Origin of the sequence: Methanothermobacter sp. EMTCatA1 (genome assembly GCF_002356395.1) — an archaeon.
GTDB classification, from domain to species: domain Archaea; phylum Methanobacteriota; class Methanobacteria; order Methanobacteriales; family Methanothermobacteraceae; genus Methanothermobacter; species Methanothermobacter thermautotrophicus.
Genome location: NZ_AP018336.1, coordinates 1135001 through 1150150, shown reverse-complemented (window position 1 = coordinate 1150150; position 15150 = coordinate 1135001). Strand labels below are relative to the sequence as shown.

The window sequence follows — 15150 nt, the reverse complement described above, 5'->3', positions numbered from 1 at the left end:
CATCCCTAAATTTTCTATTTTTCAGAACATTCAGTCCATTCAACTGCATCCTCAAGTTAACTATTCTGTTATAACCGTGCAGCCGTCCTCCTCAACAATGACTGTATGTTCCCACTGGGCGACCATTGCACCGCTCTTTTCCCTCAGCACATGGTAGGGGTATATGGCCCTTGACTGTATCAGCATTCTCATGGAGGCATTCAGTCTCTTTGCATCGAAGTACTCCTCAAGCCACCGCTGTGCAAAGGGGAGGGCGTGATACTCCTCCCGTATCTTACCCAGGACCCTCCGGGCATGTACAAGCCGGAGGGGCCTCTCCCTGAGGAACCGGAATATGTAGGTCTGCGGCATATCCGTCACAAGACCCACACCATCCGTGGCAAAGGGTTCAATCGCCAGGACGTCCCCCTCCTCCAGCTGATGAGTGTTCCTTTCATTTATATTGGGTATTGATAGTCCTGAGTGCAGTATCCAGCGCTCCATGCTGTGCCCGGTCAGATTGGAAACAGGGTTCATGCCATGGGAGTGAATGGTTTCCTCGATTACGCGTCCAATTTCTCCAACCTCAACACCGGCCCTTATGGTTGAAATGGCATTCTCAAGGGCCTCCCTTGCAGCGTCCATCATCTGGTGGCATTTATCATCAACATCCCCCACAGGCACCGTGATGGCGGTGTCGGCTATGAATCCATCCACATGGGCGCCAAGGTCCAGCTTAACAAGGTCACCATCACCTATTACACTATCATCGCCTGGTGGAGAGGTGTAGTGGGCCGTTACCTCATTCACCGATACGTTACATGGAAAGGCTGGCCTACCACCCTCCTCAATTATACGATCCTCCACGTAATTTACGAGTTCTATTATGGGCAAGCCATCCCTTATTATCCCCGCGGCTTCCCTTCTGACCTTTGATACAATTTTACCTGCCTTCAAGTATGATTCGATCATCTTTATCACTGATCCTGTTCTGCTATTTATTTAAATAAGGAGTTATATATACAGTAGATAATACTATGCAAGGGGGCAGTATATGGCGACCACGGCAACGGTACCTCAGAATGTTTTGTGGCTTATAATATCTATCCTAGGTTTTATAACTGTGATTATCGTGGCTGTACAGTGGAGGAGGGTGAGGGAATCCCAGAACGACATCATGCTTCTTGAAAAACAGATTGAACTCAAGAAGATAACCCTTGTTGAAAATGACCTTCATGCAAAGCGTCTGATGGAGACAACGATACCCCTTCCCAAGGATAAGCAGGATAAACTGGCATCCATAAGGAAGAAAACATCCGAGATAATGCATGAGGTGGGTTATCTCCAGAGTGAAATAAGTGAGAGACTGGCCCTTCTTGAGGCCAAGACAGAGTTCAAGAAACTCGAAAAGATGCTTAAGGAACTTGAGAAGAAGGAAGCGGAGATGAATTCCAGGCTGAAAAAGTAATGGGGAGGTTTTAAAGTGGGACCGGTGGAGCTTCTTGCAATTCTGATACTTGCAGGGGCGATAGTAGTCCTCATATACTACTACCTGATGGAATCAGGAAACATAGCGCCCGTAACAAGGATATATGGAGCTGGTGAAGGCACAGCCGAAGGGAGGGAAGGTTACATGGCAGGTGTTGGAGAAAAGATGTCAGATGTGAGTGACAGGATAATGGGCAAGGTGAGGGAGGTACCCATAAGCACGGATGTCATCTCAAACAAGATAGACGCCTTCCTCAATGAGAAGAGCGATGAACTCATAGAGGACTGGTCACTTGCAACCATGGATGACATATCTAAACTTGAGAAAAGGCTTGAACTTGTATCAAGGAACATAGATGAACTGGAGCAGAGATTCAACGAGTACAGGGGTCACACCAATAAGAAACTCGAGTCCCTTGACAGGAGGCTCAGAAGGCTTGAGGAAAAGGAGGAAAAGGACTGACCACAACATTTATATACTGAAATAACAAATCTAATGTTTAGCGGGGTGGGGTAGTCTGGTGATCCCGCGGGGCTCATAACCCCGAGATCCCTAGTTCAAATCTAGGCCCCGCTATCAGTTCTAATTTTCATGATTATTTACCGGGCAAGCCGAAGGGCAGCTGACGGTCCCTCAAGGGGCTGAGGAAACTCCACCCATCATACAGAACCGTGGTGCCGTGAGGCATCAGCTGAGAGGCTGGACCCTGGAGCAGAAACGACACGTCTCCTGATGGATGATAATGAAGCTTCACCCTCAAGGAGCAGACTGACATCAGGAGGACCGGTGAAACGGCCATTCCACGGGATGCAAGGACAAATGCTGCCGGTGATTACTGTAGGAGGCAGAGGTAGTCCGCCCAGATGAATGCTGCCGAAACAGAAGGTGGGTTACTCTCGGCATGCCCGGTTTCAATCATTATATTCAATTACTGTGATCCAATAAGAGCCCCTGAGGGGGTACGGAAATCAGTATCCCTGCATAGCTCTCCAGAACTAACTGATTTTTTCGCAGGCGCGATGGAGCTGTTGTTCTCTCTTCAGAACTAACTGATTCTGTCAGAGGTCATGAATTCGAAAAAATAGGAGATTCAGTGGATTATGGCATCCTTCACCTTATCGAAGAAGCCCTTATCCTCGTGGATCTCATCCCCACTGATACTTGCAAATTCCCTGAGGAGTTCCTTCTGCCTGGGGCTCAGCTTTCTTGGTGTCACAACCTTGACCTTTACGTAGAGGTTCCCGTAGCCGTTCCACTTGAGATGGGGCATCCCGTGGCCCTTAACACGGAAGGTTGTACCGCTCTGGGTCCCTGCGGGTATCCTCAGTTTCACTGGCCTGTCAAGGGTCGGGACCTCGATGGTGTCACCCAGGGCTGCCTGGACGAAGCTTATGGGCTTCTCGGTGTACAGGTTGGCGCCCTCCCTCCTGAAAATGCTGTGGGGCTTGACCTTGATAACCACGTAGAGATCCCCTGGTTCTCCACCACGAAGACCCATCTCCCCCTCACCTGGGACCCGGAGCCGGGATCCTGTCTCAACACCTGCAGGGACCTTCACATGGATGGTGCTGGTCTTCCTGACAACGCCTTTACCGTTACAGTTACTGCAGGGTTTCTCGACTACTGTACCCTCGCCCTGACAGTCGGGGCACGTTGTTATGTTCATCATCTGCCCCAGGATGGTGTTCCTCACCTGCCGCACCTGTCCGCTGCCACCGCAGGTCTGGCAGGTCCTTGTACCGGTGCCTGGCTCAGCCCTGCTGCCATGGCACACCGGACACTTCTTTGTATGTGGAACCCTTATATCGGTTTCAAGACCATTGTAGGCATCTTCAAGGCTTATCTCCAGGGTGTAGCTTATATCAGCGCCCCTCTGTGGCCCGTGCCTTCTTCCCCCACCAAATCCGAACATGTCAAATATGTTTCCAATGTCAAATCCCAGGCCGCTGAAGATGTCCTCAAAGTTTATGTTGTTGAATATATCCTCCTGACTGAAGCCATCCATACCAGCATGGCCGAAGCGGTCGTACCTCGCCCTCTTCTCATCATCAGAGAGGACTGCGTAGGCTTCGCTTATTTCCTTGAACTTTTCGGCTGCATCAGGGTCATCACTGACGTCAGGGTGATACTTTCTGGCGAGCCTCCTGTAGGCCTTCTTTATCTCCTTCTTATCCGCACCCCTATCCACACCGAGGATCTCATAGTAGTCACGTTTAGCCATCGATTTTCACCTGGTATACTCTAGAAACAGTCTACTAGGAATTAATTGTTTTCAAGAATAAAAAAATGTGGGTTGGGGGCTAGTTCTTGACCTCAAAGTCTGCATCTATGGTATCATCGCCGCCCCTGTCTTCACCCTCGGAGGCTGTGCTGCCTGCCTGCTGCTGTGCTGCTTGTTGCTGTGCTGCCTGCTGGTATATAACTGCTCCGATCTCCTGGACCGTCTTTGTGAGCTCCTCTGTCTTTGATTTTATTGCCTGGATGTCGTCTCCTGCTATGAGTTCCCTGAGTTCCCTGACCTGTTTCTCAACCTCTTCCTTCTTCTCGGCTGGCACTTTGTCTCCGAGTTCATCCAGGGTCTTTTCTGCAGTGTAGATCATTGAATCTGCGTTGTTCCTTATTTCGATTTCCTCCTGTTTTCGTCTGTCCTCCTCTGCGTGTTTCTTGGCCTCCTCTATCTTCTGTTTTATCTCCTCCTCGGAGAGCTTGTTTGGAGCTGTTATTGTTATGGCCTGTTCCTTACCCGTTCCAAGGTCCTTTGCTGATACATTCAGTATACCGTTTGCGTCAATGTCGAAGGTCACCTCAATCTGGGGCACTCCACGGGGCGCTGGTGGTATGCCCACGAGCTGGAATCTTCCAAGGCTTGTGTTGTCTGCGGCCATTGGCCTCTCACCCTGGAGGACGTGGATATCCACTGATGTCTGGTTGTCCGCTGCAGTTGAGAATATCTGGCTCTTCCTGGTGGGTATGGTGGTGTTCCTTTCTATTAGCTTGGTGAAGACCCCTCCGAGGGTCTCTATACCCAGGGACAGTGGTGTTACATCGAGAAGTACCAGGTCCTTTATCTCACCGGCAAGGACACCTCCCTGTATGGCTGCACCCATGGCAACGCACTCCATGGGGTCTATTCCCCTCTCGACGGGTTTTCCTATGAAGTCCTCAACGAATTTCTGGACGATGGGCATCCTTGTGGGTCCGCCGACAAGTATTATCTTGTCAACGTCCTCCCTGGTCATCCCGGCGTCCCTGAGTGCCTGTTCCATGGGTCCTGCACATTTCTGGACTATGGGGTCAACGAGTTCCTCCAGTTTGGCCCTTGTTATTGTCTTTATGAGGTGTTTTGGTCCATCCTGGGCCACTGTGATGTATGGGAGGTTCACCTCGGTTGTCAGGGTTGTTGATAGCTCTATCTTGGCCTTCTCAGCGGCCTCCCTCAACCTCTGGACCGCCTGGTCGTCCTCCATGAGGTCTATACCGGTCTCCATTTTGAATTCTTCGGCAAGGTAGTTCATTATCGCATTGTCCATGTCGGTTCCACCGAGCTGGGTGTCACCACTGGTTGATCTGACCTCGAAGACCCCTCCACCGAACTCCATTATTGTAACGTCCAGTGTACCTCCACCGAGGTCGAAGACCATTATGACCATGTCCTCGTCTTCCTTGTCAAGCCCGTAGGCAAGGCTTGCGGCTGTTGGCTCGTTGACGAGCCTCACAACGTCAAGACCGGCGATGGTCCCGGCGTCCTTTGTGGCTGTCCTCTGGTTGTCGTCAAAGTAGGCAGGTACAGTGATCACTGCCTTCTTTATCTCCTCTCCCAGGAAGGCCTCGGCATCCTTTTTGATCTTCTGGAGGATGAATGCTGAGATCTCCTGTGGTGTGTACTCCTTGCCATGGACCTTAACCTTCCTGTCTGTACCCATACTCCTTTTTATGGCTGTTATGGTGTTCTCTGGGTTTGTGACTGCCTGGCGCCTTGCAGGTTCACCCACCAGCATCTGTCCGTCCTCTGTGAATGCCACGCAGCTTGGGAATGATTTACCGTACTGTGATGCACCCTCTGCACTGGGTATGATGGTTGGTTTACCGCCTATGAGAACTGCGGCTGCAGAGTTACTTGTTCCAAGGTCAATACCGAGAATTTTTTCTTTCTTTGCCATGTGATCACCTCAAATCAGCTTTTCTTACATACCTTAACAATTGAGTGCTTTATTATGCGGTCGTTCAGTCTGTAACCACGTGATAACTCCTCGATGATGATACCATCCTCATATCCGTCATGGTCCTCAACCATAACGGCCTCGTGGAGGAAGGGGTCGAATTTCTCCCCCTCTGCAGGTATCTCACTGAGACCCTCCTTTGTGAGGGTGTCTCTGAACTTCCGGTAGATGACCTCAAGACCATCCATGCTGCTGTCCTGATTTTCAATGGCCCTTTCGAGGTCCTCATAGACATCCAGGAGCTTGAGTATGAGCCTTTCGTTGGCGTTTTTTATGATTTCGAGTTCCTGTTTCTCCATCTGTTTCTTGTAGTTATCGAAATCTGCCTGGAGTCTCTGGAGGTGGGAGGTGTACTCCCTGACTTCCTCTTCCTTCTTTTTGATTTCGTTCTCTAAATCTTTAAGACGCTCCCTGAGTTCCTCAAGTTCCTTCTGGCATTCCTGTTGGGACCTAGAATCAGTTTTTTTATCTTCGCACATCAGTTCACCTTTGATTTTTTACAGAAATTAAAGTTACCGGAGGTTACCTATAACCTTATAGCTATTATACTTACAAAAGGTTATATAAACCTTTCGACATAATCTACATGATGAGCGGAAAATCCACTGAAAACCAGAACATGGAAGTTATACTTGATGTCATGGGTTGCAAGACCCGGAGGGATATCATAAACCTCCTTCGTGAGGAGCCAAGATTTGTCAGTGAGATATCCCGGGAGCTGGATATAGGGCAGAAGGCCATAATAGAGCACCTGAGGGCCATGGAGGAGGCAGGGATCCTGAGCTCCTTCTTCAGGAAAATAGAGCGGGGAAGGCCCCGTAAGTACTATGACATCTCAAGGGACATCCACGTCAGCATAACAATAAACAGGAACACCTTCAGGGTTGACGTCATGGATGACCTCCTGAACAGGAAGCAGCTACCTCCCGGGGATGAATGGTCCAGACTCCTCAACATTGAAAATAAGATAAAGAAAGGCCAATGGGAGGCAGTTGAGGAGTTAAAGAACCTCATAAGGCTCTATGATCACCTTAAGCGGAGGGCCGAGGACCTGCTGATGGAAGCAGAGATTCGAAGGAAAATGGAGTGACATGACCCCCACCTTATTTATATGGACTGAAGGTGCCTAACGGTATCTGAGGGCCACTGCAACAGCCTGTCCTAGGGAAACTGAGCCATCACCTGCACAGGAATTCCTGTGCTGGATGAACCTGTAACCCCTCTCTGTGACGTAATCCCTCACAGCGAGACTTATGGCCTCATTATAGAACACGCCACCGGTCCCGCCGATACACTTCACTCCAGCATCATCTGCTGCAAGTACCGCCATCTCTGCAAGGCCCTCTGCAACGGCTTTCTGGGCGGCATGGGCTATCTCTGCTCTATCCTCACCCCTATCAATAAGTTCCATGACATCCAGCAGGATGGCTGATGTGTCCAGGATGTACCTCCCACCTTTTTCTTTAACCTCAAAGGGCATACTCAGCTTTCCAGAGGCCCTGAAGGCCTCGGATTCCAGTTTCATTGCACACTCACCCTCATAGGTCCTTACACCACAGATCCTGAGGGCTGCTGAGATGGCGTCAAGCACACGCCCGGTGCCTGTACTTATACCTGTATTCAGCCCGGACTCCAGCTGCCTCATCACCACACCGATCTCCCTCTCGCCGTGGGGGAAATAGTCAGAGTACCTCTCACTGAATAGCTCCTGGAGGTCCCCCTCATAGCGTCCCCTCAACATGGAGAGGAGCATCCTTGCAGGGTACCTTGTCGCAAGATCACCGCCCGGCATCCTCTGGGGCATCAGACTCCCCAGTCTCTCATAATCTGAACCATGGCAGTGGAGTATCTCACCACCCCATGATGTACCGTCATCACCGTAACCAACACCATCTGCAGCTATGCATATGCACTCATCGACACCAGCATCAAGCATCAGGGCAAGGGCATGGGCGTGGTGGTGCTGGACCCTCAGGACCTCTGCAGAGAACCTGCTGGCGAGTTCCTCAGCATAGGATGTTGTGAGGAACTGGGGGTGCAGGTCACAGGCTATAACATCAACATCCTCTGTCCCGGTTATGCCCATGAGGTAATCCACAGCGTCCTTAAGAAAGAGGAGGGTGTCATACCTTGAGGTGTTGCCTATGTGCTGGGAGACATAGCACTGACCACCCTTCAGCACCGAGAATGTAACGTCAAGTTCCGGTCCCAGGCAGATTGCCGAGACGTCACCGGCAACATGGGGGATCTCGTAGGGTTCAGGGGCATATCCGCGGGACCTCCTTATGAATGCCATCTCACCACCCCTGAAACGGACAACAGAGTCATCGCAGCGGTTCACAATCCTTCGGTCATGGAGCAGGAAGTAATCTGCTATCCCCTGAAGGCCCCCTATGATCTCAGTGTTCTCTATGAACATGGGGTCCCCTGGCCTGTTTGCAGATGTCATCACATAGGCCGGCGCCTCTGTGTACCTCAGGAGGACATGGTGAAGACCAGAGTAGGGTAACATGACCCCTATGTTATGGAGGCCCGGTGCAACCGAGGGGGCCAGGCAGTAGTCCCGGCTTTTTTTCAGGACAACGATGGGCCTCCTCCTTGAGGTGAGGGCTTCCTCCTCCACGTCTGATATGGACGCATAGGACTCTATGGATTCGAGGTCAGGGGACATGCATGCGAAGGGCTGATTTGGTCTTCCGAGCCCTGAACGGAGCCTTTTAACTACCTCATCATCATCGGCACGGCAGACGAGGTGCGTACCACCGATACCCTTAACTGCAAGTATGCTGCCATCATCAAGGAGTTCTGCCGCCATTTTAATGGGGTCATGGGTCTTCAGGATCCCATCCCTGTACAGGAAGGGCTTTGGACCGCAGATGGGGCAGCATGTGGCCTCTGCATGGTACCTCCTGTCGAGGGGGTTGAGGTATTCCTCCATGCAGGAGCTGCAGAGAGGAAAATCACGCATGCTGGTCCTTTCACGGTCATAGGGAATGGATTCTATAACGGTGAACCTGGGCCCGCAGTCTGTGCAGGCGGTGAAGGGATAGAGGTATCTCCTGTTATTCTCATCCATCATCTCTTCCAGACAGCTGCTGCAGGTGGCGACATCCGCGGGTATTACAGATGTCCCTGAGGAACTGGATGAACTCTCCTTTATAATGAATTCAGTGAATGATGCCTCATTGACCTCAAAAATGTCCTTTTTTATACTGTTTATCCTTGAAATGGGGGGTTTATCTTTCTTAAGCCTCTCAATGAATTCTTCAATGCCTTCGTGGCTACCCTCGAGGACTATTTCCACCATGTTCCCCATGTTCCTCACGTATCCCGTGAGGCTGAGTTCCTTTGCAAGTCTGTAGACCGCTGGCCTGAAGCCAACGCCCTGGACTATTCCCTCCACTGTGAGATGGGCACGGTACATTTCTATCTACCTTGAGTTTGCATGAGTTCTCCTATGCTAAGATTATATTGATGTACTTATAAATTAGGTAGTGATGCCGGTAAGATCAATTCTTGAGGAACTACTCAGGGGAAGGATATCACTGGAGGAAGCTGAGAGGGCCATTGAATCAGCCCAGCTGAGCCTGGGGGATAGGGTGAGGTTTGATATATTCCGCGAGAAGAGAACAGGATTTCCAGAGGCAGTATTCGCCCCAGGCAAGAGTGATGAGGATATAGTTAATATTGTGAAGGCTGTGGGGGATGTGCTTGTAACCAGACTCCCACCTGATAGGGCTGAAGGAATACTGAAAGAACTCGGGGATATTGATAGAAGAATTGAGTACCATGAGACCGCAGGGGTGCTCGCTGCAAGGTCAGGAGACCCCCAGTTTATTGGAAGGATAGGGTTGCTCTCTGCAGGGACATCGGACATACCCGTTGCAGAGGAGGCAAGGGTGGTTGCAGAGGAATCAGGCTGTGAGGTCATCAATGCCTATGATGTTGGTGTTGCAGGCCTCCACAGGCTCCTGGACCCACTCAGGAGGATGCATGAATCAGGGGTTAAGGCCCTCATAGTGGTTGCAGGTATGGAGGGCGCTCTTCCCTCGGTGGTTGCAGGACTTGTTGATGTACCCGTCATAGGGGTTCCAACCTCTGTTGGCTACGGTGTGGGTGAGGGCGGGTCAGTGGCGCTTAAATCAATGCTCCAGTCATGCTCGCCCGGCATAGGGGTTGTTAACATAGACAATGGATTCGGGGCGGCTGTTCTGGCAGTTAAGATACTGAGGGCATGCAGTCTCTAACTCCCCGCAGCCCTTTCAGGGGGCTTTCTCACCTGAATTCTCCTGGTGGGACCCGTACATTTTACCCCATTCGCAGAGGGCGTCCAGTATGGGTATGACGGATTTTCCCTTCTCTGTGAGGCAGTACTCCACCCTGGGGGGCACCTCAGGGTAGACCTCTCTGTTTATCAGTCCACTGGATTCAAGTTCACGGAGTGTCCTTGTGAGCATCCGCTGTGTTATTTTTGGGATCCTCCGGTTTATTTCACTGAAGCGTAGTTTACCATCCTTCAGGGCGCATAGGACCAGTGATTTCCATTTACCACCTATCTCGTTGACGGCAACCTCAACTGAACACAGGTATTCATCATCTCCCATGTCATCACCACTATACCCGCTGTAACCTGGTATACTTATTGTAAGTATATACATTCTGTGTAACTACATCATTTAAATACATTAAGTTACTTTACTATAGTAAAGAAGGTTGAGAGGTGAAAAACATGCTTGTAAGCTTTGATCTACAGCACTTCTGCTGCGGTCCAAAGGGCTGTCAGATAGAGATAGAATACGGCGAAATGCTCGACGCAGAGCAGTAAATTCTCCTTTTCTAACAGCCCCCATTTTTCATAACCCCCTTCATTTTGACAAAATTTTATGCACCTGGACTTAAATCATAAAAATCCACTGATTCTCAGTAAAGAGGATACCATGAGAGTGCACCCATTCACGCCCACACCATCATCCAGAAGGAGTGTCAGCCACCTCATATATGAGTCGGACAGGCAGCTATTTGACTGGTTCTTCACTGACCCAGATCTGATAATAGAAAAGCTTATAGCCCACGGACTCTACCTGGATCCTGACAGGATAATACTGGCATCCAGGGGCCCGGAGGTTATTGGGGCACTGGCCTATGAACTTAAGGGCGCAGAGATCAGCAGGCTGGATCTGATAAGATGTCTGGGCCCCCTGGATTTCCTGAGGTTCTCTGCAATGGATTTAATTGACTCCCTCAGCACACTGGACCTGGGGGAGGGTGATCTCTACATCTCATCCCTTGCAGTTTCAGCGGGAGCAAGGGGGATGGGGGTAGGGTTCAGACTCCTCGAGGAGGCACGAAAAATAGCAGAGGAGGAAGGTCTTGAGAGACTCACCCTTGATGTTGCACAGAGCAACAGACCGGCCCTCAAACTTTACAGGAAATTCGGTTTCAGAATCAAAGACGAAAGCGGAATAAAAATCTTAAACAGAATGTTCTACCGCATGGAATTATCTCTTATCTGAGTTTCCACCAGCCTATTCCATTTCCTGTTCCGCTTCTACCGTTAAAGCTGTCTTTCCCTATTTTCTTCTTGCAGCAAACTCCTCCAGGAGGCTGTCAAGGGCCACGCCCTTGTATACCAGCAGGAGCAGAGTGTGGAATATGAGGTCGGCCGCCTCCTCCACGAGGTTCTCATCATTCTTTGATGCTATTATGACCTCTGCGGCCTCCTCCCCTATCTTCTCAAGGATCTTATCCTCTGCCCTTTTATCATCATCCCTCATGAGGCGTGAAGTGTATGAATCAATGGGTCTGTCCCTCCGATCCTCAAGCACACGGTATACTTCCCTTAAAATTCCCTCATCTACCATTCTTCTTACCTGCCATGGCCTTTCTCATGCTCGTCGTTATCGCAATCAGGGGGTGCTGGGCGTCATCTATGACCTCTATGTCCTCCAGGCTGTGAACACCATTGAGGTCAGCTGTCTTCTCCATACCCAGCTTCATATCCTTCTTTATATCTATGACATAGGAGTCTATCTCCTTGCACCCTAGCCTGTAGGATGCGAGGGTCCTGTGGTGACCATCAATGAGGACGTACCTTTCACCTGTCTTAACAACTATTGTGGGCTCTGCAAGACCCCTTTTAATTTCATAGGTCCTGCCCTGGAGTTCATCGGCATAGACCTTGTTCTGGGTTGGCCTCAATTTCTCGATTGGGACCTTCATCCTTTTAACCTCTGGTTTAACACCATAGAGCTGTTCCAGGGTCTTCTTGAAGTAGTTGACCTTCATGGGTGTTGAACGCTCGATGTGGGACCTCACGATATCGGTGTTTGTTATGATTCCAACAAGCTTACCCTCCTTGTTTATAACAGGCAGCCTGGAGATGCCCATCCTGAACATCACCCTCGCGGCGTCATTGAGTGACATGTCCTGGTCAGCCACAACAACATCCCTTGACATGATCTCTGAGACGGTCTTAACCCACGGTTTTATCAGAAGGTCAAAGGCCGTCACCATCCCGATCACCGAACCGTTATCCTTAACAGGGAACCCGTCGTGCCCTGTTTCCTTCATAAGTTTGATTATCTCAGCAGTTGAAGTATCTGAGGATACCGTTATAACGTCCCGGGTCATGTAGTCCCTTACAAGTGCCTTGTTGCTCATCCTATTCCCTTCTTCTGTTTTTTCCAGATGAAACTGTTATCACAGACTATCTTCACCACACGGTGGTATGGGATGGAGCTTCCATCCCTCAGTATCATGAAGCCCCTCTCAAGCCTTTCTATGTCGGAGCCCCTGATTGTTTTAAGGTTCCTGCAGGCACCCCTGTGGAGGTAGCTTATCCTGCATCTTTCAATATCCCACTTCGGATGCCACATCAGAAGATCCAGGACGTTCTTGGCCATACACCTCAGATCCGTTCCTTTATCAGTTCAACGGTGCGTTCGGGTTCAGCCTTACCACGGGTCATCCTCATGACCTGACCAACCAGGAAATTTATGGCTGCCTCCTTACCGGCATGGTAATCCTCAACAGCCCCTGGATTCTCTCTTATGGCCTGTTCAACGGCCCTTATGACTTCCGATTCATCTATGATGCCTATGAGTCCCATTTCGGTCGCTATCTCCCTGGGACCCTTTTTATTCAGTGGCATCTCCTCTATGATCTTCTTGGCTGCCTTGCTTGTTATCTCCTTCTTCCTGATCATGGCGAGAAGCTCGATGATATCCTCTGGTGTTATCATGCTTTCTGCAAAGCTTATCTTGTTGTAGTAGAGCACCCTTTTCAGTTCATCCCTCATCCAGAGGGCAGCAAATTCAGGGTCTATTGAGCCAGCAACCTCCTCGAACGCGTCTGCAAGCTCCAGCTCTGATGTGAGGACCCTCGCATCCTCCTCCCTCAGGCCGTACTCCTCCATGAAACGCTTCACCTTCAGGTGGGGTGCTTCCGGTATCCTCTCCCGCAGACCCTCCACCACTTCATCCGTGAACTTCATTGGCGGAAGGTCCGGGTCAGGTATGTACCTGTAGTCCTCTGCCTCCTCCTTGAGCCTCATTGAAACAGTTATCATCTGCGACTCAAGAAAGGCCCTTGTTTCCTGCTTAACCTCAACACCCCTCTTCAGGAGGTTCTTCTGTCTGATCATCTCAAATTTCAGGGCCTTGTAGGCGCCCTTAATTGAGTTTATGTTCTTTATTTCAACCCTTTTACCACCCTCAAGGGATATGTTGACGTCGGCCCTCATTGTACCCTCCCCACGTGCACAGCCACTGTACTCGAGGACCCTTATGAGTTCCCTGAGGAAGTTCCTGGCCTCCTCAGGGGAGGTCATGTCGGGTTCTGTGACTATTTCAATGAGGGGGATTCCTGACCTGTTGAAGTCAACGGTTCCCTGGTCGGGCTTGTACTGGCCCGGGTCCTCCTCGATGTGGACCTCCCTGATCCTCACACCGTTCAATTCACCCTCAAGTCCCACGGGTATGGATGTCCTCTGATACCCGGATGGGAGGTCCGGGTAGTTGTAGTGCTTACGCATGAAGTAGGTGATCTCAGGGTTTATCCTGCAATCGAGCATGAGTGCAATTTTAAGTGCCCCCTCAAGGGCGCTCCTGTTTGGGGGGTATGGCTTGGCCCCGGGCTGGTTGAGGCAGACCGGGCATATGTTGGTGTTTGGTGGGGCTTCCTGGTAATCTGTGGGGCACCTGCAGAAGAGTTTTGATCTGGTGTCAAGCTGAACATGAATTTCAAGACCACATTTCATCTTAATGGTTATTCCTCCCTTTTTATGATCCGGTGAACTTCAGAGTATATTATTATCATCATTTACTTAAAGCAATTTAAGATTTTTCAGACACCCCTCAACATATCTGTCTATGAAGGGGTCAAGTTCAGGGTAGGACCTCCCATTCCTGAGTCTCTCAAGGTCTGTGAATGTACCCCTGAGTCTTCTTCCGGCCCAGCGAACTTCATCCTCAACACGTCGCCCATAAGCTGTGCCGAACATCTTGAAGAGGGGGAACTTGGTTATCCCGTTGGCTCCGCTGAGGACCAGGGGTCCTATGCTGCCAAGGTTATCTATCCAGGTCCCTGTTATGATTTCAAGTTCGGGGAACTCTATGCGTGTAGCTGCCACGGTCCCTGCATAGTAGAGGGTGGATGGCTGTGGCTGGTTTTCAAAGGGGGTGCCCTCATGGGGGTTAAGGGCGTAGAATGTGACGCGATCTATTTTCAGGTCCCTTATGAATTCAAAGAGGTGTGTGAGGTCATCGGGTGTTTCTCCAAGTCCAAGGATTATGGTTATCCCCTTTCTGAATCCAAGTTCACCGGCTTTTTCCAGCATTGAGATTATGTCCTCCCTCGGCTTGCTCGGGCAGAGCCTCCTCTGAAGGTCTGGCCTTGCAACCTCAAGGGCCCCTGTTATACCGGCAACCTCTGGTCCGTAAATATCCAGCTCGGAATTTATGCCTGTGTTGAGCCACACAGGGGAGCCTGTTATGTCCCTTATCCTCTCAGCGATCCTCTTTATTTCCATTCCTGAGAAGGAACCATAACCCCCTGAAAGGAACTCTATGTTCCACCCGATCCTTCTGCAGATCTCTGCCTCTGCCAGTATGGCGTTTATGTTCCTTCTGGCCCTTGAAGGATCCTTTATGCGGGGTTTCTGGGTGCTCATATAGCAGAATGCGCAGTCACCCCTTTCACACCACCATGATAGGAAAACAGCCCTCTCGAGGCTTATCACGTCGCCGTGGTTTTCCAGGGTTATCTTGCCGGCCCTCTCCATGAGTTCGAGGATGTTCCTTTCCTTCAGTGAGTCTATAACATTCATATCTGACACTTGAATTCCGTGATAAATGTGAAGTCCGTAAGTTGTGGAATTTATCTTGACTGATGTTTCTGTAGCTACAGGGTTACAATCTTGAGTGATGTTTCTGTAGCTGCAGGGTTACATCTGCAGTAGTGCAG

The 15150-nt window shown here is 50.2% G+C and carries 16 protein-coding genes, 1 tRNA gene and 1 other RNA gene; 7 read left to right on the top strand and 11 right to left on the bottom strand.

Features of this window, described 5'->3' with window-relative positions:
* Positions 1-60: 60 nt before the first annotated feature.
* Complete coding sequence (gene map / locus tca_RS06180; RefSeq protein WP_048061017.1) at positions 61-951, bottom strand: type II methionyl aminopeptidase; 891 nt, start codon at positions 949-951, stop codon at positions 61-63.
* A gap of 82 nt (positions 952-1033) precedes the next feature.
* Here map and tca_RS06175 point away from each other — a divergent pair, with 82 nt between their 5' ends.
* The 4 genes from tca_RS06175 (at position 1034) to rnpB (ending at position 2373) form a co-directional block, all read left to right on the top strand.
* Positions 1034-1447, top strand: coding sequence for a hypothetical protein (locus tca_RS06175; RefSeq protein ID WP_048175826.1), 414 nt, complete (start codon positions 1034-1036; stop codon positions 1445-1447).
* Positions 1448-1462: 15 nt separating this feature from the next.
* Positions 1463-1930, top strand: coding sequence for a hypothetical protein (locus tca_RS06170; protein ID WP_010876909.1), 468 nt, complete (start codon positions 1463-1465; stop codon positions 1928-1930).
* Positions 1931-1969: 39 nt separating this feature from the next.
* A tRNA-Met gene (locus tca_RS06165) sits at positions 1970-2044 on the top strand.
* A 30-nt stretch (positions 2045-2074) separates the two neighbouring features.
* Positions 2075-2373, top strand: an RNA gene (gene rnpB, locus tca_RS06160) — RNase P RNA component.
* 185 nt (positions 2374-2558) lie between these two features.
* Here rnpB and dnaJ read toward each other — a convergent pair.
* From dnaJ to tca_RS06145, 3 genes are all read right to left on the bottom strand, one after another.
* Positions 2559-3689 carry a molecular chaperone DnaJ gene (gene dnaJ / locus tca_RS06155; protein WP_115891932.1) on the bottom strand — a complete coding sequence of 377 codons (1131 nt, stop codon included), beginning with the start codon at positions 3687-3689 and terminating at the stop codon, positions 2559-2561.
* A gap of 79 nt (positions 3690-3768) precedes the next feature.
* Positions 3769-5628: a molecular chaperone DnaK gene (gene dnaK, locus tca_RS06150; protein WP_269889651.1), complete on the bottom strand. Its 1860-nt coding sequence runs from the start codon at positions 5626-5628 to the stop codon at positions 3769-3771.
* A gap of 14 nt (positions 5629-5642) precedes the next feature.
* Entirely contained in the window at positions 5643-6167 is a 525-nt protein-coding gene (locus tca_RS06145; protein WP_010876906.1) for a nucleotide exchange factor GrpE, read from the bottom strand.
* A 107-nt stretch (positions 6168-6274) separates the two neighbouring features.
* Between tca_RS06145 and tca_RS06140 the strand changes: the two genes are divergently transcribed.
* Positions 6275-6778 (top strand): ArsR family transcriptional regulator, encoded by a 504-nt coding sequence (locus tag tca_RS06140; RefSeq protein WP_010876905.1) that lies wholly within the window; start codon positions 6275-6277, stop codon positions 6776-6778.
* 36 nt (positions 6779-6814) lie between these two features.
* Here tca_RS06140 and hypF read toward each other — a convergent pair whose 3' ends face one another.
* Positions 6815-9112, bottom strand: a complete 2298-nt coding sequence (gene hypF, locus tca_RS06135; protein WP_269889650.1) for a carbamoyltransferase HypF — start codon at positions 9110-9112, stop codon at positions 6815-6817.
* A 73-nt stretch (positions 9113-9185) separates the two neighbouring features.
* On the opposite strand from hypF, the gene larB reads away from it, so the two are divergent.
* The gene (gene larB / locus tca_RS06130) at positions 9186-9935 is read left to right on the top strand and encodes a nickel pincer cofactor biosynthesis protein LarB (RefSeq protein ID WP_048061016.1); all 750 of its coding nucleotides are present in this window, start codon (positions 9186-9188) and stop codon (positions 9933-9935) included.
* Positions 9936-9950: 15 nt separating this feature from the next.
* Here the strand turns inward: larB and tca_RS06125 are convergent, their stop codons facing one another.
* Complete coding sequence (locus tca_RS06125) at positions 9951-10292, bottom strand: helix-turn-helix domain-containing protein (protein ID WP_286708714.1); 342 nt, start codon at positions 10290-10292, stop codon at positions 9951-9953.
* Between the two features lie 333 nt (positions 10293-10625).
* Here tca_RS06125 and tca_RS06120 point away from each other — a divergent pair, with 333 nt between their 5' ends.
* On the top strand, positions 10626-11201 hold the full coding sequence (locus tag tca_RS06120) for an N-acetyltransferase (protein ID WP_286708713.1): 576 nt from the start codon (positions 10626-10628) through the stop codon (positions 11199-11201).
* A gap of 57 nt (positions 11202-11258) precedes the next feature.
* On the opposite strand, the gene hisE is transcribed toward tca_RS06120, so the two are convergent.
* From hisE to tca_RS06095, 5 genes are all read right to left on the bottom strand, one after another.
* Positions 11259-11549: a phosphoribosyl-ATP diphosphatase gene (hisE, locus tag tca_RS06115; RefSeq protein WP_286708712.1), complete on the bottom strand. Its 291-nt coding sequence runs from the start codon at positions 11547-11549 to the stop codon at positions 11259-11261.
* The gene (locus tca_RS06110; protein ID WP_286708711.1) at positions 11539-12348 is read right to left on the bottom strand and encodes a CBS domain-containing protein; all 810 of its coding nucleotides are present in this window, start codon (positions 12346-12348) and stop codon (positions 11539-11541) included. The genes hisE and tca_RS06110 overlap by 11 nt, the downstream gene beginning before the upstream one ends.
* Entirely contained in the window at positions 12345-12590 is a 246-nt protein-coding gene (locus tca_RS06105; RefSeq protein ID WP_010876898.1) for a DUF504 domain-containing protein, read from the bottom strand. Before tca_RS06105 ends, tca_RS06110 begins: the two co-directional genes overlap by 4 nt.
* Positions 12591-12595: 5 nt before the next feature.
* Entirely contained in the window at positions 12596-13945 is a 1350-nt protein-coding gene (gatB, locus tag tca_RS06100) for an Asp-tRNA(Asn)/Glu-tRNA(Gln) amidotransferase subunit GatB (RefSeq protein ID WP_286708710.1), read from the bottom strand.
* A gap of 66 nt (positions 13946-14011) precedes the next feature.
* Complete coding sequence (locus tca_RS06095) at positions 14012-15013, bottom strand: radical SAM protein (protein ID WP_048175815.1); 1002 nt, start codon at positions 15011-15013, stop codon at positions 14012-14014.
* Between the last annotated feature and the right edge of the window lie 137 nt (positions 15014-15150).

Coding starts and splice junctions, on each gene's coding strand:
- map (WP_048061017.1), bottom strand. CDS start 951: ATGATCGAATCATACTTGAAGGCAGGTAAAATTGTATCAAAGGTCAGA.
- tca_RS06175 (WP_048175826.1), top strand. CDS start 1,034: ATGGCGACCACGGCAACGGTACCTCAGAATGTTTTGTGGCTTATAATA.
- dnaJ (WP_115891932.1), bottom strand. CDS start 3,689: ATGGCTAAACGTGACTACTATGAGATCCTCGGTGTGGATAGGGGTGCG.
- dnaK (WP_269889651.1), bottom strand. CDS start 5,628: ATGGCAAAGAAAGAAAAAATTCTCGGTATTGACCTTGGAACAAGTAAC.
- tca_RS06145 (WP_010876906.1), bottom strand. CDS start 6,167: ATGTGCGAAGATAAAAAAACTGATTCTAGGTCCCAACAGGAATGCCAG.
- tca_RS06140 (WP_010876905.1), top strand. CDS start 6,275: ATGATGAGCGGAAAATCCACTGAAAACCAGAACATGGAAGTTATACTT.
- hypF (WP_269889650.1), bottom strand. CDS start 9,112: ATGTACCGTGCCCATCTCACAGTGGAGGGAATAGTCCAGGGCGTTGGC.
- larB (WP_048061016.1), top strand. CDS start 9,186: ATGCCGGTAAGATCAATTCTTGAGGAACTACTCAGGGGAAGGATATCA.
- tca_RS06125 (WP_286708714.1), bottom strand. CDS start 10,292: ATGGGAGATGATGAATACCTGTGTTCAGTTGAGGTTGCCGTCAACGAG.
- tca_RS06120 (WP_286708713.1), top strand. CDS start 10,626: ATGAGAGTGCACCCATTCACGCCCACACCATCATCCAGAAGGAGTGTC.
- hisE (WP_286708712.1), bottom strand. CDS start 11,549: ATGGTAGATGAGGGAATTTTAAGGGAAGTATACCGTGTGCTTGAGGAT.
- tca_RS06110 (WP_286708711.1), bottom strand. CDS start 12,348: ATGAGCAACAAGGCACTTGTAAGGGACTACATGACCCGGGACGTTATA.
- tca_RS06105 (WP_010876898.1), bottom strand. CDS start 12,590: ATGGCCAAGAACGTCCTGGATCTTCTGATGTGGCATCCGAAGTGGGAT.
- gatB (WP_286708710.1), bottom strand. CDS start 13,945: ATGAAATGTGGTCTTGAAATTCATGTTCAGCTTGACACCAGATCAAAA.
- tca_RS06095 (WP_048175815.1), bottom strand. CDS start 15,013: ATGAATGTTATAGACTCACTGAAGGAAAGGAACATCCTCGAACTCATG.